Below are 19,977 nucleotides of genomic sequence, written 5' to 3'. Positions count from 1 at the left end.
TTCGCGCAAAGTAGCCCAAACCGATCACGCCGGGACGTTTCATGCATCCGCTCAATCTCGATCAGCTGAGGGCCTTTCTGGCCGTTGTCCGCCATGGCGGGGTCAACAAGGCCGCGGGAAGTTTGAACCTGACGCAGCCGGCGGTGACGACGCGGATCAAACGGCTGGAAGAGGCCCTGGGGACCGAGCTGTTTGAACGCTCGCCCGGCAGGCTGAAGCTGACCAAGCGCGGCGAGCTGCTTCAGACATTTGCCGAACAGTTCGAGCGTCTGTCGGACAAGGTCGAGGAGACGGTAGTCTCCCGTGAGGGGATTGACCGGCATCTGCGCATTGGAGCCTCGGAAACCATTGCGCAGTGCTGGCTGCCGGATCTGGTTGCCGCGCTGCGGGCCGACTTTCCCAATCTAATCGTGGAAATCAACGTCGATATTTCCGTGAACCTGCGCGCCGGTTTGCTCGACCGGGAAATCGATCTGGCCCTGTTGCTGGGGCCGATTTCGGAATATTCGGTCGACAACATCGAGCTGCCCGGTTTCGACCTCGGCTGGTATGTGGCGGCGGACAGTCCGGCCAAGGGCGCGCAAGCCGAGGCGCTTTTGCGGGAAAAACCCGTAATCACCTACGCCCGGCACACGCGGCCTTACCGCGAGCTGAAAACACTGTTGTTCGAACGGGTTGCGCCGGACGTGCAGATGTTCCCGTCCTCGTCTCTGTCTGCCTGTTTCAGGCTGGTGGAAGCAGGGCTCGGGGTCGCGGCACTGCCGAGGGCGCTGGCACGGCCCTATGTCGAGGGAGGAAGCATCGTCGAGTTCGATCCGGGATGGGTACCGGATGCCCTGAGGTTTTCGGCGAGCTATCTCGGTGACCCGCGCAGCCACATCGTCGCGACTGCTGCGAAGAAGGCGCTTGAGGTTGCGGTCGCCTACTCTGATTATAAAAATCATTTATAAGATCTGCTAAAATCATTCAATTTGAGTTTATAACCGCAATGCGGGAGCCTTTCTCCAATGGAGGAGAGCCCCAGTGCTGCAATCTTATGAAACCCTTCGACAGGAAAACATCGAGACGCTTCGGGCGCAGATAAGGTCCGGCAGCTATCGCTCGCACACGGCGGGGCTGGGCAAGAACCTGCTTCAGGCAAATCTGGCGATCATTCCGGAAGCCTATGCGCTGGATTTCATGCGCTTCTGCCAGCGCAATCCGAAACCCTGTCCGCTGATCGGTGCTTCGGACACGGGAAACCCCCTCCTGTTCACCCTGGGACACTGCCTCGATATTCGTACCGACGTCCCCGCCTACAATATCTATCGCGATGGCCGGCTGGAAGGCTCGGTGACGGACATAAGCGCCTTGTGGTCAGACGATCTCGTCGCCTTTGCGCTCGGCTGTTCCTTCACTTTCGAACATGCGCTGATCGAGGCGGGGATCGACCTCTGGCACATTTCAAACAATGTCACCGTGCCGATGTACCGCTCGAACATGGAAACGACACCGGCCGGGCCCTTCCGGGGAGCGATGGTGGTTTCCATGCGGATGATCCCGGATGAGCGGGTGCGGGACGCGGTAGCCATTTCGGCCCGCTTTCCGCTGGCGCACGGATCACCGGTCCATATCGGCGATCCGGCGGCCATCGGTATTTCCGATCTCGGCAATCCGGACTGGGGCGATGCGGTGCCGGTGGAGGCCGGTTACACACCCGTCTTCTGGGCTTGCGGAGTGACGCCCCAGGCCATCATCCAGAACGCTGCCCTGCCGCTGCTGATTACCCATAAACCGGGACACATGCTGATCACGGACATCCCGGATGACGCTGAAATTCCAATCATAACAAAAAAGACGCTGTAAGCTCGAACCTTCACGGAGTGGACACATGAAAAAGATTCTGACTTTCCTCATGGCCGGTGCCGCCATGTCCTCGGCCGCCGCCGCGGAAGACCTGTCGGTCGTCGGCAGCTGGTCCAGCCTGCCTCTGCACCAGGACTACGAGGCGCCGTTCTGGCAGACCGCCTTGCCTGAGGCATCCGGTGGCACCATCAACACAACCGTCACCACTCACAACCAGATGAACCTCGGCGTTGGCGAAGTGTTCCGCCTGCTTGGCCAGGGTGTTTTCGACGTCGGCATGACGGTGGGCGATTATGCAGTTGCCGATGCACCGGAACTGGAAGGCCTCGATGTGCCGCTGGTGGCCATGTCTGCCGACAAGGCCCATGCCGCGGTCGATGCTGCCCGGCCGATGGTCGAGGAGATCTTCGAAAAACGCTTCAATTCCAAGGTGCTCGCCATTGCGCCCTATCCGCCGCAGGTGGTGTTCTGCAACGCTGAAGTCGGTTCGCTGGACGACCTGAAGGGCAAGAAGATCCGCGCATCCGGCCGCATGACGGCCAAGTTCCTGGAAGCGCTCGGAGCAGAAGGCATTACGGTTGCCTTTTCCGAGGTGCCGGGCGCGCTGCAGAAGGGCGTCGTCGATTGTGCGGTGACCGGGGCAGGTTCGGGCTACAGCGCCGGTTGGTGGGAAGTCAGCACGCATCTTCTGCCGATCCCCCTTGGCGGCTGGGACCCGGTGGTGACGGCGATCAATCTCGACAAGTGGAACGCTCTGTCCGGCGAGACCCGGGCTTTGATCGAAAAGGAAATTGCCGAAAAGTTCGAAGCCCCCGCCTGGGCATCAGCGGAAGGTGCGCTGAGCAATGACATCGCCTGCCTGACCGGCAAGGGGGAATGCGCCTCGGGCGACGTGCGGGACATGGTTCTTGTCGAAGCCAGCGACGGTGACATCGAGCGGGCACGCCAGATCCTGGAAACCGATGTTCTGCCGGAATGGGCAGAGCGGGCCGGTGGCGACTGGGCCGCGCGCTGGAACGACAGCGTCGGCACCGTCGTCGGTGTGCAGATCAAGACCAACTAAGCCCGGGAGACATCGAGGTGGCGGAGAAACTCCTGTCAATCCTGTCGAGGATCAACCGGGCGATAGCGATTTCGGTCGGCGTTCTGTTCCTCACCTGTGCAGGTCTTGTTCTGATTGATATCTGTCTCCGCCGTGTCGGTGCCTCCTTCGGCGGCACCGACGAAATCTCCGGCTACGTGATGGCCATCGGAACGGCCTGGGGCATGGCTTTCGGATTGAGCGAACTTTCGCATATCCGGATCGATTTCCTGCGCCGTTCGGTCGGTCTGCCAAAATGGCGGGCGGTGCTGGATCTTCTGTCGATCTTTGCCCTGTCCTCGACCGTCTCGATCGTCGCGCTGAAGTGCTGGCCGGTGGTGGAGACGACACTGCGCAATTCCTCAAGGGCGAACACACCCCTGGAAACTCCGCTCGCGCTGGTGCAATTGCCCTGGTTTGCCGGGTGGGCGTGGTTCGCGGTCACCGCATGGCTGACCTTTGTCGCCGGTGTGCTGCTGGTCCTGCGCGGTGAATTTGCAAAATCCGAGCAGGCGATCGGTGCCTTTCCGGAAGGGGAGACGGCCTGATGCTTTCCTTCGTTTCCGTAGGCCTTCTCGGGCTCCTCAGCCTTTCCATTCCCGTCGGCATCGTGCTGTTCCTGCTGGGGTTCGGTATTGACCAGTTCTTCAGCGCCTTTCCGTTGACACGCGGTCTCGGGTCGATGGTCTGGTCGACGTCGGAAAATGCGGCGCTGATCGCCATTCCGTTCTTTGTGCTGCTGGGCGAGATCCTGGTGCGCACCGGCATTGCCGCACGCACCTACTCGGCGCTCGACCGCTGGGTCTCCTGGCTGCCGGGCGGGCTGGTGCATGCCAATGTGGCAACCGCCACCATGTTCTCGGCCACGTCCGGATCTTCCGTGGCAACGGCTGCCACAGTGGCGACGGTGGCCATGCCGCAGGCTGATCGGCTGGGCTATGATCAGAAGCTCTTTTCCGGTGCGATCGCCGCCGGGGGTACGCTCGGCATCATGATCCCGCCGTCGATCAACCTGATCGTCTACGGTTTTCTGACACAGACCTCGATCCCGCAGCTTTTTCTGGCAGGGCTTCTGCCCGGCATCCTGCTGGCGATGGCCTTTCTGGCGGTGACTGCGCTGGTTTGTCTGGTCAATCCGAAGCTCGGCGGGGCACGGCGGACGTTCCCCTTGCGGGAAATGGCACTCGGGCTCGCGGATCTACTGCCGATCATTCTTCTGTTCAGTGCCATCATCGGCTCGATCTACAAGGGCTGGGCAACACCAACCGAAGCCGCCTCTGTCGGGGTTGCGGGGGCGCTGGCGATTGCCGCGTTTTTCGGTGGACTCAACACGCGCATGATCGGCGAAGCGCTGATCGGCACAGTGCGGGTCACAGCGATGATCATGCTGGTGGTTATCGGGGCGTCGTTTCTAAACTTCACGCTTTCGGCCGCCGGCCTGTCGCAGGAATTGCGCGGCTTTCTGGAGGGGCTCGGCTTCGGTCCCCTGCAGACGCTGCTGGTGATCGTCGCGATGTATATCGTGCTCGGCTTTTTCATCGAGACCTTGTCTTTGATGGTCATCACCATTCCCATCGTTGTGCCGATCGTCATCAGCCTGGGCTATGATCCGGTGTGGTTCGGAATCCTGATGATCGTGCTGATCGAGATGGCGCTGATCACACCGCCGGTGGGGCTCAATCTCTTCGTCGTCCAGAGTGCGCGGCGCGGCGGATCCATTGCCGAGGTGATGCTGGGAGCCATTCCCTACGTGTTGGCGATGCTGGCCATGGTCGCGGCGCTGATCGCCCTGCCGCAGATTGCGCTTTATCTGCCGATGGCCATGCGCTGAGGGGACAAGAGCAGAATTATTTTGGAACTGACAGACCGGGCAGACGTTTCCACCGTGATGAAGGCGGACCGGAGCAATCCGGAGGCCACATACACGAAGGAGACATTGATGACACGGTTTACCAAACTCGCCCTGGCCCTGACGGGAGCAACGCTTCTTGCGACCCCTGTGATGGCCCAGGACAAGCCTGCTGGTGTTGAAGTTGGCAAACTGACATGCGTTGTCGAGCAGGAAACCAATTTCATCGTCGGTTCCAAGGCCGTCATGAACTGCACCTTCGACCGGGTCGGTGACGGCCCTGCCAGCTACTACACGGCGACCGTAAGCGAGTACGGGCTTGATATCGGGACCACCGACTCGGCCACGCTGATATGGGGCGTCGTTGCACCGACCGCCGACCTGGAGGTGGGCGCTCTTGAAGGTGAATATGCTGGCGTGACCGCAGGTGCGAGCCTTGGTGCGGGTATCAAGGCCAATGCCCTTATTGGCGGCTTCGACAAGTCGATTGCGCTGAACCCGCTCAGTGTCGAAAGCCAGACGGGCACGAACATCACGGTGGGTGTCAGTCGGCTGTCACTGGAAGCGATCAAGTGAACACAGTGACATGACGTCAAGAAGGGTCGGCTTTGCCGGCCCTTTTTGCATTCCGGACGCAGATTGGGCTGAAAAGAGTGCGGACGTCCGACGACAATGAGAACTGGAGGGATACCTGGATGGCGACAGGTCAGTCGGAGACAATCAAGGAAGTTCTTACAAACTGGGAAGACGAAATTGAAAAGGAAGGCCGCGCCGATGTCGGCTCGCTGTTGAATGCTTCTGGCAGCCGTGCGGCGGGACCTCTTCTGTTTCTGCCGGCCCTTGTGATGATATCTCCCATCGGGGCCATACCAGGTGTGCCGATTGTTCTCACAACATTGACGCTTCTGGTGGCGGGACAGCTTGTGCTTGGCAGAACCTCGATCTGGTTACCGTCTTTCGTGCGCAATCGCGGTTTCCCCAAGCAGAAGGTGAAGTCGATCATCGACAAGCTCACCCCCTATGCCGAACGCGCCGACCGTTACCTCGGGCAACGCCTGGCCATCTTCGCCGGCGAAACCGCGAGCCGGATCGTCGCGGCGTTTTGCATCTTTCTGTCTCTTCTTGTCTATCCCGCCACCCTGCTGCCCTTTGCTGTCGCCTTGCCCGGCTCGGCAATACTTCTCCTGAGCCTCGGGTTGCTGGTGCGCGATGGTATCGTGACGCTGGTGGGGTTGATGGTGGCCTTGGCAGCGGTCGCCACCGTCGTTTACTGGCTTGCCTGAGGGCTTCTCGTGACGACCTTGTCCATGAGTTCGCCCCGAAACCGCGAGGCCTCCTCTTGACGGACAACGGGGGAGCGTGGATCAGGACAGGTGTGTGATCCGTCCGTCCACGGCACGAAAGAAGCTCCGATGTGAGCCAGTTTTCCCTTGTCCTTCTGTCTTGAAGCCAGCTCCTCCTCGCTGGAAGAGCCACGACCTCTGGGTACGCAAAAAAAAACGGGCCGCCGAAGCGACCCGTTTCCTTGGTGTTTTTCAGACAGCCGTTCAGCCTTTCAGCAGAACCGCATCAGGATTGGCCTTATAGGTGGCAGGCTCATAGGTCTGCGCATTTTCTAGCTGTTCCTTGGTGAAAGGGGCGGTGACCAGAAGGTCGCCGTTCTCCGTTTCGAACATCTTCAGACTGTTGAAGGCAACGGCAACCGGCTTTGCGTTGAAGCCAAGGAAACCGCCGACATCGATGACAACTGCCTGGGCCTTGCCGTCCTTGCCGATCAGGACCTCGGCGACTTCACCGATGTTTGTGTCCTGGTTGGTGTAGACCGTTGAATCGATCAGCTCGTCGGTGGACACGCTGGCTGCATCGACCTCGGTCTTTTCCTCGGTCCAGCCGGTGGACATGGCTTCATCCAGCTGCTGCCTTGCGGGGTCGATGGCCTCTTTCCTAACTGTTTCATAGGTGGACCTGGCGTTTTCGGTGACCTTGTCCATTTGCTCGCGCGCACCTTCCGTCGTCATCCAGTACGGGATGTAATCCGGGCGCTCATAGGCGGTTGCCGCTTCCAGTTCCTGGCGCGAGACGTCACTGACGACGATGAGTCGCTTGTCCTCACCAGCCACGAAGTTGAGGCGGGCGAAATCGAGGGCAACTTCCTTTTCGCCGATGCCGAGGAAACCGCCGACACCGACAATCACCGCATGCACGGAGCCATCGCGGCCGAAGACCACGTCGTTGATGTCGCCGATTTCTTCCCCTTCAGCATTTCTGCTGGTCACCACAGGCTTGCCGACCATGTTGGTGGCGAGAATGCCGGTGGTCGTATCCGGTGCAAGGGTGTGGAGTTCGAATTCGTATACGCCGGTGTCATCACTTGCACCGGCCTGACCGCCGTCTTTCATCGCAGCGGTCTCACCGGCAACAGCCGCCGTTGAAATGGCAGCTACGATTGCGGTGGTGGCGAGTAGATGGCGAAGCATTTCAGCATCTCCCTTTCGTGTTCTGAAAAGTTGAAAGTGCAGTAGGTAAATGGTTGAACTTTCGGGAAGTTCCGGGAGAAGGCGTCACGGCTGCGCCTGGGGGGCGTTGAGCCGTGACGCGAAAAATCAGGCGAGTTTGCCTGCGCTTTTCGGACCGGCCAGCAGCCAGACAATGAAGCCGACGACCGGGAAAATCAGGATCCCGAGAACCCAAAGCAACTTTGCCCCGGTGGAGGAGCCGCTTCCGAGGACCTGAATGATCGCGTAGACGTCCAGGATGAGGATCAACAGGCCGACAATTCCATATTCCATGACAGATCTCCGATGCTGGTGACTGTGACGGAAACGGCCGGGCGCGAAGAAGGTTCCCTGCGGTGGTCTTGAAGTTTCCGAGATAATTTTCAAAAATATTTGGAACGATTTCGAAAACGAGGCGTTTCATCTCCGTATCTCAAATATCGGAGGTTGCTATGCTTTCCTGGGCATTGTTGTTCTTGGTGGTTGCTATTGTTGCAGCCGTACTTGGTTTTGGCGGTATTGCCGGTACTGCGGTTTCCATTGCCAAACTGATCTTCTTTGTCGCCATTGCGCTGTTCCTGATTTCGGCAGTCGCACATGCCATCAGAGGCCGCAGGGTCTGACACGAGAACAAAACGGGCGCTTCGGCGCCCTTTTTTGTGCCTTTCCCAACAGGCACTCAGGCGACGTCAAACGCCTGACAAGACAACGCTTTCCTCGTTCAATGAAATAGGTGATTCAGTCGCCTTGCCGGTATCCGGTGGCTAGCGGGCTTCGGCCTGAATGCGCAGCGTATTGCGGGCAGTCCAGAGCCGGCGGGCGATTTGGTGTCTGTCCGGTCTGCTCTCGATCGAGAAAACTGCATCCTGGGCTATATTGAATAGCTGCTTCGAGACAAGGTGCAGGTGCTCCTTGCGGCAGACCAGGGACGCCTTTTCCAAAGCGCAAATGAGGTGGTCGAGCACTAGGATGTTGCCTCTTGAAGCCTGCCTGAGCGGACTGATCGCCGTGTCCAGGAGATCGTGCACTTCCAGGATCGTCAACCACAGGCGAGGGGTCTCGTCGTCATCCGTAATGAGCGAGCTGGGAGCGCCGCGCTGCAGGATCCGCGCGGCGGAGGCCGACAGGTGATCGATCGCGCTTATCGCGGTGTAGCTGTCGTTGACGCCGGGGGAGAGCGCTCGCAGCGCGATCTCCACCATCAGGTGCACCGAAAACTGGATATCCCCTTCGGGAGCCCGGGCCTTTTCGATCTTGAAGGTACCGTTCAAGGGCTTCAGATCAGGGTCTTCGGCCTCCGTGCGCACCTTTGCGATCGGCATGCCTTCGATGACGTAGGTTCCGGGAATGACGGACACTTCGATGAAACCGTCGAGAGACTTCGCGATGTTTATCAGCCGTTCGCTGTCGATGAAGGTGATGTAGCCGCTGCGCGCGGCTTTGAAGGTGCAGACCGGCAGGTCGGGTATCTCCTCGCGGTCATTCGGCTTTTCACGCGGTTCGTGCGCCAGAAGCTCGTCGATCGAGGATCGCAACGCTGCATGAATGCGGCCGATTTCGGCGTCGACCCGGATACGGCCGGCAACGTCGTTGACGAAATAGACCAGCCAGAAAAAGCTGCTGGAGGCTAGGATTATCGAGAGGATGACGGAAAACCGGAGATCCTTGGTGTCGTCGACACCGAAAAGGACAAGCATGGAATAAAGGAAGGTCGCGCCCAGAAGGCCGATGGTAATCTGGGTGGTTCTGTTGCTGGCGAAGGTTTCCAGCAGGCGGGCCGAAATATTGCCCGCGGCGAGTGTGAATACGACCAGCGTCAGGGAATAGACAAGGCTGATGACCGACATCATCGCGCCGGCAATGGTCGACAGAACCGAGCGGGCACCATCGATGCTGATGGAGCTGTAGCCGAAAAAGTCGAAGACACCGGTCAGGAGTTGCAGGTCATCGATCAGGAAGGCTGCGAATGCGAGGACAGCCCCCAGAAGTGTGATGCAGACGGGGATGAACAGAAAGCCCTTGGCCAGACGGACGAGGGCTTGTTCGCGGGCGTTTTCCCGATAGGCCAGATCCATTCCCGTTCCCCCTCAAACCGGCAGGGTTCCATCGTCGATGGAACCCTGCCGGTCATTGTTAGCTATCGTGCGCCAACCGGCTTGCCTGATCACACCGGATGCAGTGCGCCGGCCTGTAACGGACGCAGAAGCGGAAAGGTTCCGGTGTAGAAGAGAATGATCAGACGGACAGAGCGTCCCTGATCAGGGAGGCGGATTCGGCGGCGGCGATTTCGGACCGTTCAAATTTCTCGGTCCCGTTCATGAGGTCATCCAGACGAAGGCGTGCACGGGAGACGCGGCTTTTGACCGTGCCGACCTTCACGCCGAGGATGTCGGCTGCTTCTTCATAGGAAAAGCCGCTGGCACCGATCAGGATAAGGGCTTCACGCTGGTCGTCCGGAAGAACCTGAAGGGCGCTCAGGAAATCCTTCAGTTCCAGATGGCCTGCCTGTTGCGGTTTGCTTTCCAGGCTGGCGGCGTGTTCACCGTCAGGGTCGGCGACCTCGCGCTGCATCTTCCGGCCAACAGAATAATACTGGTTACGGAGAATGGTAATCAGCCAGGCGGTGAGGTTGGTACCTTCGGTGAACTTGTCTTTGTTGGCGATCGCCTTTGCCAGTGTTTCCTGGACCAGATCGTCCGCACGGTCGCGGTCACCACTGATCGATCTGGCAAAGGCGCGCAATCGCGGTATGGCGTCGACCAGATCCTGCTTGAACTTTGCGACGTTCATTCGGCGGCCTCCTCGTCAGAGCCTCTGTCGTCCAAGGCGGACAGCAGGTCCATCATGTCATCCGGTATGTCTTCCGATAGGGCCTCGTCGTAAACCTTCTTGAGCTGGTTGCCGATCCAGTCTTCTTTGGACTTGGCTCCGGCGGCCGGTGTTATTACACCAAATCCGGCGTTGGGCCGACTTGGGTTAAGCTTGCTTGCCATGGCAGATTCCCGATATTTGCGTCTTCGACGATAGGCTGATTTGCGACGTAAACGCGGCGGCAAAAAAAAAGTTCCTCGAGTATGGAACTTTTTTTTGCCGAATGCATTTCCAACTTATGGGTGCGCTTGACGCGGGCCCGTCGACCGCTTTCAGGCGGCAACTATTGAGGAACTAATTTATGTCCGTGAGCCTTTCGGAAGAAATCGCGCCGCTCCTGCCGTATCTGCGTAGATATGCAAGAGCACTGGCGGGAAGTCAGAAAAGTGGCGATGCCTATGTCAGGGCCTGCCTGCAGGCGCTGGTGGCAGATCAGACCATTATCGATACATCTCATGGCGTGAAAATCGGTCTGTACCGGCTTTTCCATGTCCTTTGGAACGCGAGCGTCGTTCCGCCCATCGCGAATGACGGGACGGTTTCCATCTTCGAGCAGACCGCTCAGCAGCGGCTGGCGACCATGGCGGCCGAAAGCCGGCAGACCCTGTTGCTGTCCACACTGGAAGGGTTTTCGCTTCCCGAAACCGCCCTCATCATCGAGCGTAGCGAAAATGAAGTGACCCAGCTCGTCCAGGATGCGATCGCGGAAATTGACAGGCAGACCAAGACGGATGTGCTGATCATCGAGGACGAGCCGCTTATTTCCATGGATCTCATCCAGATCGTGGAGTCGCTCGGCCATGGCGTTACCAGCGTTGCCCGGACAGCGAGCGATGCCATCGCAGCGGCCAAGGCGCAGGCCCCGGGTCTTGTGCTTGCCGATATCCAGCTTGCCGACGGATCGTCCGGCATCGATGCGGTCAAGGATATCCTTGCTGAAATGTCCGTTCCGGTCATCTTCATCACGTCGTTCCCCGAGCGTCTTCTGACAGGCGAACGGCCGGAGCCGACGTTCCTTATCACCAAGCCGTTCAATCCGAATACGGTGAAGGCGGGGATCAGCCAGGCGCTGTTCTTCAAAGGGGCGGAAGAGGTGGCAGCTGCCTGAGGGCAGCGCTGCGCGATGAGCAAGGGGGGCGTGTTCCGCTGCTTTCGTTCTTCGAGAGCGAAGCAAGATGCCGTTTTCGGCATCTGCCCTTCAGTGCGCGATAACGACAGATCCCGTAGCGGGAGGAAGAGGCGGGCACTGCCCGCCTTCTTCCATCAGTGCCGCGAGATCCAGGTATCGATTTCCCGCTCGGCTTCTTCACGGGTCTTGCCGTATTTCTGCTGGATCAGACCTGCGAGTTCGGTCCGTTTGCCGGCAACACGATCCACATCATCGTCGGTCAGCCTGCCCCATTGGGTGATGGCCTTGCCTTTGAATTCTTTCCAGTTTCCTTCAATCCGGTCCCAATTCATCGGTCGTTTTCTCCTTGTCTTTCTGACATCTGGAAAACGGTTCCTGAGGTCAAAGGTTCCGAATGAATTGCGGTTGCTGCCAGCTTCGAATGTTTGCTGGCGCACCGGCGCGGGAGCGGCTTTTCCGATGCGGGACGGCCGCGAAAGTTTATATGCCCGGATGACGGAGCAAATTCGAAATGTCTGAAATCGTGTCCTATCTGTTTGGTGCGGCCGCCTTCATGCCGCATGGATACTGCCTGCTCTGGCGTCCGGATCTCGTGGCCATTCATGCAATCTCCGATGCCCTGATTGCGTTGGCCTATATTGCCATTCCCCTGATGATCTTCGGGTTTCTGCGCAAGCGTCCGGACATTCAAGGCAATTCCCGCAAGATCGGTTACCTGTTCATTGCCTTCATTCTGGCGTGTGCGCTGACCCATCTTACAGCCCTGGTAACGCTCTGGTGGCCGATCTACGGCGCACAAGGTCTGATCAAGCTGGTAACAGCCCTTGTCTCGGTGGCAACAGCCGTGGTTGTCTGGCGGGTGCGGCCGATGCTGCTGGCCATTCCCTCGCTCAAGGATCTGGAGCGGGCCAACGATATGCTGAAGGCTGAAAATCTCCAGCTTTCCGACAAGGTCGGCAGATCGCGGCGGGAGATAAGGCGGATCAACGAGCGGTTCGAGACCGCGTTGACCGGATCCAACATCTCCGTTTTCACACAGGACAAGGATCTGCGCTACACGTGGATCCACAATCCGCGGTTCGGCAAGGAAGCCGATGACGTCATCGGGTGCACCGATCAGGATCTGCTGCCGGAAGAGACCGCGGCGGAACTGGAACCGGTCAAGCGCCAGGTAATGGAAACCGGCGAGACCGCTTCCACCTATTTCGCGCTCGACAGCGAAGAAACGGGAACAGTTTCACTGGACCTGATCGTGCATCCGACACGCGACAGCAGTGGCGAAATTGATGGTGTGCTGTGCACGGCCATCGATATGACCGAGAAGAATCTCTATGAGATCCGTCTCGCCTCGCTGGCAAGCCAGCTCGCGGAGGCAAACCGGCGTTTCGAAAAGGCGCTCGACGGCTCGCTTACAACTGTGTTCGAACAGGATCTGGACCTGAAATATATTCATGTCGTCAATCCGTCGCCCGGTTTCAAACCGGATTTCTTCATCGGCAAAAGCGATGATGAGCTGTTTCCGGAAGAAGATCAGCTGAAACTCATTCCGGTGAAGAAGAAGGTCCTTGAGACAGGTGAAAGCGCCGTCATCGAATTCGACATGGACATGAACGGGGTCAATCGCAGCTACAACATGCGCATGGAGCCTTCGCGCGACAAGGAAGGCCGGATTGCCGGCCTGATCGGCATCTCCATCGACCTGACCCACAAGCGGGAAAACGAACGCCAGATGCATCTCGTCATGCGGGAACTGACGCATCGCTCCAAGAACCTGCTTGCGGTCATTCAGGCGATGGCACGCCAGACAGCAGCGCGTTCGGACAACACCGAGGAATTTGTCGAAAGTTTTGCCGCACGACTCCAGGCGATGGCGGCCAGTCATGATCTTCTGGTGTCGCAGTCCTGGTACGGCGCTGACTTGAAAGAACTCGTGCTGGCGCATCTGGCGCAATCGATCGACCCGGGAAGCCCGCAGATCGAGATCGAGGGCGATCCGCATTCGATTACGGCGGATGCGGCGCAGAACCTTGGCCTTGCTCTGCATGAGCTGACGACCAATGCCGCCAAATATGGCGCCTTGTCAGTGCTCGGGGGGAAACTGTCGGTGTCGTGGACGACCGTAGACGGAAAGATCAGGCTGGTCTGGAAGGAACGTGGCGGTCCGGAAGTGGTGCCGCCAAGGCGCAACGGCTTCGGGCGGATGTTGCTTGAGCGTTTGGTGGGGCCGGCGCTCGACGGCGACGTCAACATCGACTTCGCTCCCGAAGGCGTGAGTTGCGTCATCGAGTTTCCTGTCAGGAAGACAACTTCTTAGACGCCCGTGCCGTTAACTGCAGGCAGGGCCGACAGAGGTGCGTTACGTCCTGCGACGAGCGAAGCTTTATGACCCTTTGCCGAGCGAAGTCTTTTCGCGGCGAAGCGCCTTCAGGGCCTCGTCGATTTCTTCGATCAGTTCGGCTGGAGACCGTCCGTCCCGAGAAATTGCCCGAGGTGCCTTGCGCAGGCTGGCCCGCCAGGCCAGCAAGGCTGTCCGCTTTTGCTCATTCGAAAGGTGCCGGTCTTCCAGGACGCTTGCAGGCGTCCGGAACCCGGCAAATCGTTTCGATACGCTGATCATGGTATCACACGGTTGAAACTGAGTTGGTGCATACGCCAAAGGCCGCCTGCCGTCTCGCGGCAGACGGACCTTTGTCGTCTTGCAAGTTATCCGGGATGCCGGTGAGGAACGGTCATTCGGTAATGACGGCCCTCAGCATCCAGGCTGCCTTGTCGTGGAACGTGATGCGCTGGGTCAGAAGATCCTCCGTCACCGGGTCGCTATTGTCGCCGGCGTAGGCAGCCATGTCGCGCATTTCGGCAGCGATCATTTCATGACTGCGAACCAGATCCTCGATCATTTCGAAGGCATTGGGCATGCCGCCGGCCGGCAGGCTGACGGTCAGGTTCAATTTGCCTTCGTCGACATTCACCGGCGCCCGGTGTCCAAGGGCACGAATGCGCTCGGCAAGGTCGTCTGTCGCGGCAAAGAGATTTTCATAGTGCTCTTCGGTGAGGTCATGGATCGACTTGAACAGCGGTCCAACGACGTTCCAGTGATAAAGGTGCGATTTCACCGTGAGCATGTAGGTTTCGGCCAGAATGACCGAGAGATGCTTCGCCAGTTGTTCGCGCACCTCGGCAGAAACACCCGTCTTGATCGGGTCGACCTTCGGGGTTTCGATGTTCAGAACTTGAGACGTCGACATAGTTCTTCCTTTCGTGCTTTCGATTGGCGATCGATGTGTCCGGGTGTGCTGCTGACAAGAGCGTGGCCCGGACGTTCGATAGGAAAAGTCTTCAGCTCGTCCTCAGTTCCATGTTTTTGAAAATATTTCGATTTTTGACAGTATGGAAAATGTGATCTGAAATTATTTCAAGAATAGCATTTGTATTTTTTATAAGTCTGAGCTTCCGGGCGGCATAGTTCATTTTTATCACGTCGTTATAAAGTTCTCTATCCAGTCCTTTCATCGAAGAGATATTGGAACGATCCCGCGCGAGACGGCGTTTTTCATTTGAGGTTGTTTTGAAAACAGCGGAACAACAAATGAAAGGACACGGCCATGGCTTCCAAAAACAGCTCCAGCATCAAGAAGGAAGACACCTACGACGCCCTGCGCGACAAGGGCTACAGCAAGGAAAAGTCGGCAAGAATTGCCAATGCGCAGGCAAGCGACCACCAAGCGCCGTCGCGCAAGGGTGGCAAGGCCGCACCTTATGAAACCTGGACCAGGGATGCGCTTTATGAACGGGCGCAGGAGCTCGACATCAGCGGAAGGTCTTCAATGAACAAATCCGATCTGATCGAGGCCTTGCGCGGCTGACGGGCAGCCGTGAAGACGCCGCTGCAACAATTCATGCTGTGTTGTCTGGAACCAAATGAGCGCAAGGCCGTTTACAAGCCAGACCGCGCAATTTGGTTCAGCGCGGTGTCCAAGTGTCCGAATTCCGGGCTTGATCCCCATTCACGCGATGCGTGTCGCCCGTCATCAGGGCTTCACGCGATTGAAAACAGGAGCGACAAGATGGCAACTGCGAAGACTGCCACGGCATCGACCGCCAATCCTGCCAATGACACCGTTAGCGCTCGTGAGATCGAGGAAAACATCGAACGCATTCGCGGCGATATTGCCTCTCTCGCCGGCTCCTTGAAGAAGTACGGCGCCGGCAAGACGGATGAATACAAGACCAAGGCCGCCGAAGCAGGGCAGGATCTGACCAAATTGTCCCAGGACGCCCTGAGCGACCTGTCTGCTGAGCTGCAGAATTACGAACGCGCCTTCGTTGCTGAAGTGCGCCGTCGTCCGCTGCAGTCGATCGGCATTGCCGCCGGTGTCGGCTTCCTGATTGCAGCGCTGGTGCGCCGCTGATGCTCCTGCGCGCCCTACCGCTGGCCTTCGGGGCTGTTTCGCGAGACTTCAATGGCATGGTTCACCGTGCCAAGCGGAATGCCGTGTTGGGCGGCATTGCGGCAGTCTGTTTCGCGACAGCCTATGTGGCCGGCGTGGTGGCAGCCGGCGCCTTTCTGGCGCCGGTGTTCGGCCCTGCGATGGCGGCTTTGCTGATTGCCGTCTTCATGGCCGTAACGGGACTGGTCTTCGTGGCGGTGCTCAGCTTCCTGAAGCACAAGGACCGAAGACGCAAGGCGCATAGTCAGGCCGCGCAGCGACTGGGCCTGGCCGCTGCCATTTCCGTTCTGCCACAGCTCACAAAATCAAAAGGCCTGATGATCACCGCCGCTTTGGGCGGTCTGGCCTTTCTGGCAGCGCAGGCACGAGGTGACGAAGAGCGCGGCTAACCCATTGCCGCGCCTTCTTGCCGGCCACCGGAGCAAACAGTAATGACAGCGCAGCCAGACCGACCCGCAGTAACAGGACTTGTTCCCCCCGTAACAGTGGGCGAGGCTGTCAGATCGGACCCGGTTGTCCGCTACTCGGCGGCCATCCTGTGTGGCATCGTGGTGATTGCTTCCCTTGATCTTGCCCAAGTGTTTTTCGCACCGGTTTTCCTGTCGGTGGTTGTCGGCACGATCTTCGGACTTCCCATGGAAAGATTGTCTCGCCTGGGCGTGCCGAGTTGGCTCTCCGCTGGGGGGATGGTGCTCGTCTTTATTGCGTTGATCCTGACCGCCGGGGCGGCTTTCGTCGTGCCGCTGTCGGACTGGCTCGACAGGCTTCCGCTCATCTGGTCACGGCTGCAGGCGCAGCTGGTCAGCTGGCAGGGGTTCTTTTCCTCTGTCGCGAGCCTGCAGGAAGACCTTCGCAGTGCCATGGGCCAGAAGGGCGGCATGCAGGTGAGTGTCGATGACAATTCCGCTGTAGAAAGCGTTTTCTATTTCGCACCGGCCTTCATGGCCCAGGTGGTCCTGTTCCTGGCAAGTCTCTATTTCTTTCTGCTGACACGCCCGCATCTGCGCAGGGCAGCGCTCCAGTTGTCTCCCGACAGTGAAGGCAGACGTTGCATCGTGACCGCGTTTCGGACGATCGAAGCGCGTCTTTCCACCTATCTCATCTCCATCAGCGTTATCAACGCGGGGCTCGGCGTGGCCGTGGCGCTGACCATGTGGCTGCTCGATGTTCCCTCGCCGCTGTTGTGGGGAATGCTTGCCGGCGTCTTGAACTACGTCGTCTATCTGGGGCCGGCGATCATGGTCCTGGTTATGAGCGGCATCGGACTTGCGACGGGATACACGGCTGTGGAGATCCTGACGCCGCCGCTGGCCTATCTGGTTCTCAACTTGATCGAAGCGCAGTTCGTCACACCAACCGTTCTCGGCCGGACGATGACGCTGAACCCCTTTGCGGTTTTCCTGGCAATTGCCTTCTGGATCTGGCTGTGGGGACCGATCGGCGGATTCATAGCCGTGCCGTTGCTGCTGGTTGTGGTCAGTGTGCTGGAGATCATCAACAACACAGCTCAGTCCGAAGAGCCCGGGCGTTCCGAACCTGAGCCCGAGGCCGGCGCATCTCACTGACAATTGCAATCCTGCGAACCCGCGGACATGACAAAGGCCACCCGTGCCGGCGTTCCAATGCCCGCGGGTTCAACGTTGTCGCTAGTTTCTTCTTTCAGGAGCGGATGGAAGGTGGCACCCAGGCTGCAATTGTCCGACGCCGTGGGTGAGGGTGGCACCTGTTCCAGGTTCCAACAGGTGATACGGACAATTTGTCAGTTGCCAAAATGCTTGCCGGGTGGGGCCCTTCCAGCGGGGTCGTTTGTCGTTCGTCGCGGATCAAGGCAAAATAAAAGCCGCCTGAAAAAGGCGGCTTTTCAACGATTTTGCGTCATGAACTCTTTACTCGGTATTGAATGCCAGCATGCCGTGGGAAATCGGCCAGCCGGTACAGGTGGTTACGCGCGTTCCGGAGACGCAGCGCATCGGGCGGCCATGCACGTCGGCAAGCTCAACCTTCAGGTCGCCTTTGGGAGCGGCCTTCTGTTCAACTTCTACCGGTGCGGGCGTGTTGCTGTTGTGAGCGGTTTCCGCGTCCGCTTCGTTGGTGAAAAGGGGTTCTGCCACAATCAGGCTGGAAGCCAGAAGGGCGGCAACGGCGATTGCCGTAGGAGCGTTGGTCGGAATTCGTTTGCGATGCGTGAACATGGTGTCTACCTCCGCCTAGTAAACTCCCGAGTTAAGAAAAGGTTTCACACCTCTTTTCGATAAAGGAGGAGGTTGAGATCAAAGTGGAAAATTAACTGCAGCGATAACTTATGTTAATGCGGAGCGTTTGATTTCGTGTCATCGTGCGGACAGTCAACAAGTCTGACGATGAGAACCCTCGTGACAATGGAACCCACTATTGCCGTGCTGGCAACGCGCGGCGCTGCCTTGGTTGTCGAAGACAACCCGATCATCGCGCTCGATACGCAGATGATGCTGGAAGAGCTCGGGTTCTCGCCGGTACAGACGCTCGCAAATCTTGCGGAAGCGGCGGAAACACTGGCAGCTCAGCTGTTCAGCTTTGCCATTCTGGATGTGAAGATCGGCGACGATACCAGCCTGGCTTTCGCCAGCCAGCTGCTGGAAAAGGGGACGAAGTTCATCTTCGCCAGCGGTTACAGCGATCTCGACCCGCTGCCCACGGCGTTCGAGGGGCAGGTGGTCCTGAGCAAGCCCTACACCAAAGCCCAGATCAGCGCCCTGATCTGACGCGCTCGTTTTCGCTGGAAGATGCCTTTCAAGCAAACGTGAAGATGTCGGCCACCGCTCAGATGAGCGGGCGGCACTCATCGGCCATGTTCTCGTATGAGGCAAGTTTTTCCAGAGCATCCCTGTCCAGGATCCGGATGCGGTCCTTGGCCCAGCTGATCAGCCCCTTTTCCTGAAGCTTGCGGAGCGTGCGGCTGGTGTGAACCGGTGTGATGCCAAGCGCATCTGACAGGTGGCTTTGGGAAAACGGTGCATCCAGCGCCTGATTGCTCGCATAGCCGATGGTCTCTGCACGGTCGTAAAGATGCAGGATGAGATAGGCGAGCCGTTCCAGCGCAGAACGTTGACCGAGGCTGATGATGTGCCCGTCCAGGATCTGTTCCTCGCGGGCTGCAATCCAGGTCATTGAAAAGGCCAGGCTCGGGTAGTCCTTGAAGATCGACCAGACCCTGTCGCGCTGAAAGACGCACAAAGTGGTGTCGGTAAGGGCGGTGACCGTGTGCTGCATCTCGTTCAGGACGGCAAGCTGAAGGCCGACAAGATCGCCCGGAAGGGCAAAGTTCAATACCTGCCGTCGGCCGTCCGCCAGAGCCTTGTGCCGAAAGGCCCAGCCATCCAGAATGGTGTAGAGATGCGGGCTCTTGTTTTCTTCCTGAACAATGGTTGCTCCGGCTTCGACCGTCAGTTCACCGGTCTTGAAATCCGAAATGAAGTCCAGTTCCTTGTCTTCCAGCGAGCGGAATACGGATTTCCGTCTCAGGGGGCAGGTTTGGCAATTGGTTTGAAACGGGACTGTTTCGGTCATTCAAATGGCATCTCCATTGGCAATCCATCAAAACGCCTAGAACTGCTGCTGGTTCCCATTTGAGGCAGAAGGACAGGGGAAAGCAAGTCCGTCCGATGCCGGACGCGAATGCTTCGTGCAAAAGAAAGACCTACAACGGCTGACAATTGATTGCGGAAACGCAAAAGTCGGGCGTTCCGGCGGGCTACATGCCGAAAGGGACGAAGCCGTACGGACCTTGCAACTGTCCGCACGGCGGGTCTTGTGACTGTCTAGGGCCGCAGGATGGTGTAGCCGTCTTCGTCCAGCTCCATCAGAGTGACGGCACCAGCGGGAACAACGTCGACACCTTCCAGAAACTCGATGTCCTTGCCTTCCTTCTTGGCCATGGCCTGGCGGGTGTTGTCGCAAGCCTCGAAGGCGACATTCGGCATGCTTTCCACGAAGGATTTCATGCGGTCCGAAACGGGAGACGTATCCGCCCGGAACATGTGCAGGCCCGCATTGAAGGCAACAATCTTGATATCGGCCTCCTCGCCGATTTCAGAGTAGTGGCGTGCCACATTGGACGCGACGTTCAAGACGGTGTTCATCTTCTGCGGATCATTGTCGCTGATCTGCAGGGCAAGCTTGTGAATGCCGTCGCCTGCCAATACGGCAGAGCCAAGCATCAGCAGGGCCGAAGTGGCCACTGCCAGTCGTGAAAACATTCCCATCGTTTCCTCCTCCTAACG

Annotated in this window: 26 protein-coding genes; 15 read left to right on the top strand and 11 right to left on the bottom strand. The window is 58.4% G+C overall.

What is annotated here, in order from left to right; all coding sequences use genetic code 11:
* The first annotated feature begins 41 nt into the window (after positions 1 to 41).
* The 7 genes from ACVDG9_RS20320 (at position 42) to ACVDG9_RS20290 (ending at position 6,058) form a co-directional block, all read left to right on the top strand.
* Positions 42 to 950 (top strand): LysR family transcriptional regulator, encoded by a 909-nt coding sequence (locus ACVDG9_RS20320; RefSeq protein ID WP_447238821.1) that lies wholly within the window; start codon positions 42 to 44, stop codon positions 948 to 950.
* A gap of 73 nt (positions 951 to 1,023) precedes the next feature.
* Positions 1,024 to 1,845 (top strand): putative hydro-lyase, encoded by an 822-nt coding sequence (locus tag ACVDG9_RS20315; RefSeq protein ID WP_447238820.1) that lies wholly within the window; start codon positions 1,024 to 1,026, stop codon positions 1,843 to 1,845.
* 25 nt (positions 1,846 to 1,870) lie between these two features.
* On the top strand, positions 1,871 to 2,908 hold the full coding sequence (locus ACVDG9_RS20310; protein WP_447238819.1) for a TRAP transporter substrate-binding protein: 1,038 nt from the start codon (positions 1,871 to 1,873) through the stop codon (positions 2,906 to 2,908).
* Positions 2,909 to 2,925: 17 nt separating this feature from the next.
* Entirely contained in the window at positions 2,926 to 3,474 is a 549-nt protein-coding gene (locus ACVDG9_RS20305) for a TRAP transporter small permease subunit (protein ID WP_447238818.1), read from the top strand.
* On the top strand, positions 3,474 to 4,757 hold the full coding sequence (locus tag ACVDG9_RS20300; RefSeq protein WP_296601868.1) for a TRAP transporter large permease: 1,284 nt from the start codon (positions 3,474 to 3,476) through the stop codon (positions 4,755 to 4,757). Before ACVDG9_RS20305 ends, ACVDG9_RS20300 begins: the two co-directional genes overlap by 1 nt.
* A gap of 108 nt (positions 4,758 to 4,865) precedes the next feature.
* A complete protein-coding gene (locus ACVDG9_RS20295) occupies positions 4,866 to 5,351 on the top strand; it encodes a DUF992 domain-containing protein (RefSeq protein ID WP_447238817.1) in 486 nt (161 codons plus the stop codon).
* Positions 5,352 to 5,470: 119 nt separating this feature from the next.
* A complete protein-coding gene (locus ACVDG9_RS20290) occupies positions 5,471 to 6,058 on the top strand; it encodes an exopolysaccharide biosynthesis protein (RefSeq protein ID WP_447238816.1) in 588 nt (195 codons plus the stop codon).
* 264 nt (positions 6,059 to 6,322) lie between these two features.
* Here the strand turns inward: ACVDG9_RS20290 and ACVDG9_RS20285 are convergent, their stop codons facing one another.
* Positions 6,323 to 7,252, bottom strand: a complete 930-nt coding sequence (locus ACVDG9_RS20285) for a PRC-barrel domain-containing protein (protein ID WP_168685037.1) — start codon at positions 7,250 to 7,252, stop codon at positions 6,323 to 6,325.
* A 126-nt stretch (positions 7,253 to 7,378) separates the two neighbouring features.
* On the bottom strand, positions 7,379 to 7,564 hold the full coding sequence (locus tag ACVDG9_RS20280; RefSeq protein WP_023003206.1) for a PLD nuclease N-terminal domain-containing protein: 186 nt from the start codon (positions 7,562 to 7,564) through the stop codon (positions 7,379 to 7,381).
* A gap of 158 nt (positions 7,565 to 7,722) precedes the next feature.
* Here ACVDG9_RS20280 and ACVDG9_RS20275 point away from each other — a divergent pair, with 158 nt between their 5' ends.
* On the top strand, positions 7,723 to 7,893 hold the full coding sequence (locus ACVDG9_RS20275; RefSeq protein ID WP_023003207.1) for a DUF1328 domain-containing protein: 171 nt from the start codon (positions 7,723 to 7,725) through the stop codon (positions 7,891 to 7,893).
* 141 nt (positions 7,894 to 8,034) lie between these two features.
* On the opposite strand, the gene ACVDG9_RS20270 is transcribed toward ACVDG9_RS20275, so the two are convergent.
* The 3 genes from ACVDG9_RS20270 to ACVDG9_RS20260 form a co-directional block, all read right to left on the bottom strand.
* A complete protein-coding gene (locus ACVDG9_RS20270) occupies positions 8,035 to 9,345 on the bottom strand; it encodes a DUF2254 domain-containing protein (protein WP_447238815.1) in 1,311 nt (436 codons plus the stop codon).
* 160 nt (positions 9,346 to 9,505) lie between these two features.
* The gene (locus tag ACVDG9_RS20265) at positions 9,506 to 10,060 is read right to left on the bottom strand and encodes a sigma-70 family RNA polymerase sigma factor (protein ID WP_023003209.1); all 555 of its coding nucleotides are present in this window, start codon (positions 10,058 to 10,060) and stop codon (positions 9,506 to 9,508) included.
* Positions 10,057 to 10,263 (bottom strand): NepR family anti-sigma factor, encoded by a 207-nt coding sequence (locus ACVDG9_RS20260; RefSeq protein WP_023003210.1) that lies wholly within the window; start codon positions 10,261 to 10,263, stop codon positions 10,057 to 10,059. Before ACVDG9_RS20260 ends, ACVDG9_RS20265 begins: the two co-directional genes overlap by 4 nt.
* Positions 10,264 to 10,448: 185 nt before the next feature.
* Between ACVDG9_RS20260 and ACVDG9_RS20255 the strand changes: the two genes are divergently transcribed.
* On the top strand, positions 10,449 to 11,249 hold the full coding sequence (locus ACVDG9_RS20255; RefSeq protein ID WP_035908044.1) for a response regulator: 801 nt from the start codon (positions 10,449 to 10,451) through the stop codon (positions 11,247 to 11,249).
* 155 nt (positions 11,250 to 11,404) lie between these two features.
* Here the strand turns inward: ACVDG9_RS20255 and ACVDG9_RS20250 are convergent, their stop codons facing one another.
* Entirely contained in the window at positions 11,405 to 11,602 is a 198-nt protein-coding gene (locus ACVDG9_RS20250; protein ID WP_023003212.1) for a CsbD family protein, read from the bottom strand.
* Positions 11,603 to 11,781: 179 nt separating this feature from the next.
* Between ACVDG9_RS20250 and ACVDG9_RS20245 the strand changes: the two genes are divergently transcribed.
* Positions 11,782 to 13,584, top strand: a complete 1,803-nt coding sequence (locus tag ACVDG9_RS20245) for a sensor histidine kinase (RefSeq protein WP_075282321.1) — start codon at positions 11,782 to 11,784, stop codon at positions 13,582 to 13,584.
* A 66-nt stretch (positions 13,585 to 13,650) separates the two neighbouring features.
* On the opposite strand, the gene ACVDG9_RS20240 is transcribed toward ACVDG9_RS20245, so the two are convergent.
* On the bottom strand, positions 13,651 to 13,887 hold the full coding sequence (locus tag ACVDG9_RS20240) for a hypothetical protein (RefSeq protein ID WP_023003214.1): 237 nt from the start codon (positions 13,885 to 13,887) through the stop codon (positions 13,651 to 13,653).
* 112 nt (positions 13,888 to 13,999) lie between these two features.
* The gene (locus tag ACVDG9_RS20235) at positions 14,000 to 14,515 is read right to left on the bottom strand and encodes a Dps family protein (RefSeq protein ID WP_055656126.1); all 516 of its coding nucleotides are present in this window, start codon (positions 14,513 to 14,515) and stop codon (positions 14,000 to 14,002) included.
* A gap of 357 nt (positions 14,516 to 14,872) precedes the next feature.
* Here ACVDG9_RS20235 and ACVDG9_RS20230 point away from each other — a divergent pair, with 357 nt between their 5' ends.
* From ACVDG9_RS20230 to ACVDG9_RS20215, 4 genes are all read left to right on the top strand, one after another.
* Positions 14,873 to 15,133, top strand: a complete 261-nt coding sequence (locus ACVDG9_RS20230; protein ID WP_075282322.1) for a DUF7218 family protein — start codon at positions 14,873 to 14,875, stop codon at positions 15,131 to 15,133.
* Between the two features lie 201 nt (positions 15,134 to 15,334).
* Complete coding sequence (locus tag ACVDG9_RS20225) at positions 15,335 to 15,679, top strand: ElaB/YgaM/YqjD family protein (RefSeq protein WP_023003218.1); 345 nt, start codon at positions 15,335 to 15,337, stop codon at positions 15,677 to 15,679.
* On the top strand, positions 15,679 to 16,107 hold the full coding sequence (locus ACVDG9_RS20220) for a hypothetical protein (protein ID WP_023003219.1): 429 nt from the start codon (positions 15,679 to 15,681) through the stop codon (positions 16,105 to 16,107). The genes ACVDG9_RS20225 and ACVDG9_RS20220 overlap by 1 nt, the downstream gene beginning before the upstream one ends.
* A 42-nt stretch (positions 16,108 to 16,149) precedes the next feature.
* Positions 16,150 to 17,283, top strand: coding sequence for an AI-2E family transporter (locus tag ACVDG9_RS20215; RefSeq protein WP_075282323.1), 1,134 nt, complete (start codon positions 16,150 to 16,152; stop codon positions 17,281 to 17,283).
* A 321-nt stretch (positions 17,284 to 17,604) separates the two neighbouring features.
* On the opposite strand, the gene ACVDG9_RS20210 is transcribed toward ACVDG9_RS20215, so the two are convergent.
* Positions 17,605 to 17,910: a hypothetical protein gene (locus ACVDG9_RS20210; RefSeq protein ID WP_055656123.1), complete on the bottom strand. Its 306-nt coding sequence runs from the start codon at positions 17,908 to 17,910 to the stop codon at positions 17,605 to 17,607.
* A gap of 186 nt (positions 17,911 to 18,096) precedes the next feature.
* Here ACVDG9_RS20210 and ACVDG9_RS20205 point away from each other — a divergent pair, with 186 nt between their 5' ends.
* A complete protein-coding gene (locus ACVDG9_RS20205) occupies positions 18,097 to 18,459 on the top strand; it encodes a response regulator (protein ID WP_051990105.1) in 363 nt (120 codons plus the stop codon).
* Between the two features lie 58 nt (positions 18,460 to 18,517).
* Here the strand turns inward: ACVDG9_RS20205 and ACVDG9_RS20200 are convergent, their stop codons facing one another.
* Positions 18,518 to 19,264: a Crp/Fnr family transcriptional regulator gene (locus tag ACVDG9_RS20200; protein ID WP_447238814.1), complete on the bottom strand. Its 747-nt coding sequence runs from the start codon at positions 19,262 to 19,264 to the stop codon at positions 18,518 to 18,520.
* Between the two features lie 251 nt (positions 19,265 to 19,515).
* Complete coding sequence (locus tag ACVDG9_RS20195; RefSeq protein WP_447238813.1) at positions 19,516 to 19,953, bottom strand: DsrE family protein; 438 nt, start codon at positions 19,951 to 19,953, stop codon at positions 19,516 to 19,518.
* Positions 19,954 to 19,977 lie beyond the last annotated feature (24 nt).

This window comes from Roseibium sp. RP-7 (assembly GCF_053005225.1).
Note: the sequence above shows the minus strand (reverse complement) of the source record. Positions and strands in the feature narration are given on the sequence as shown.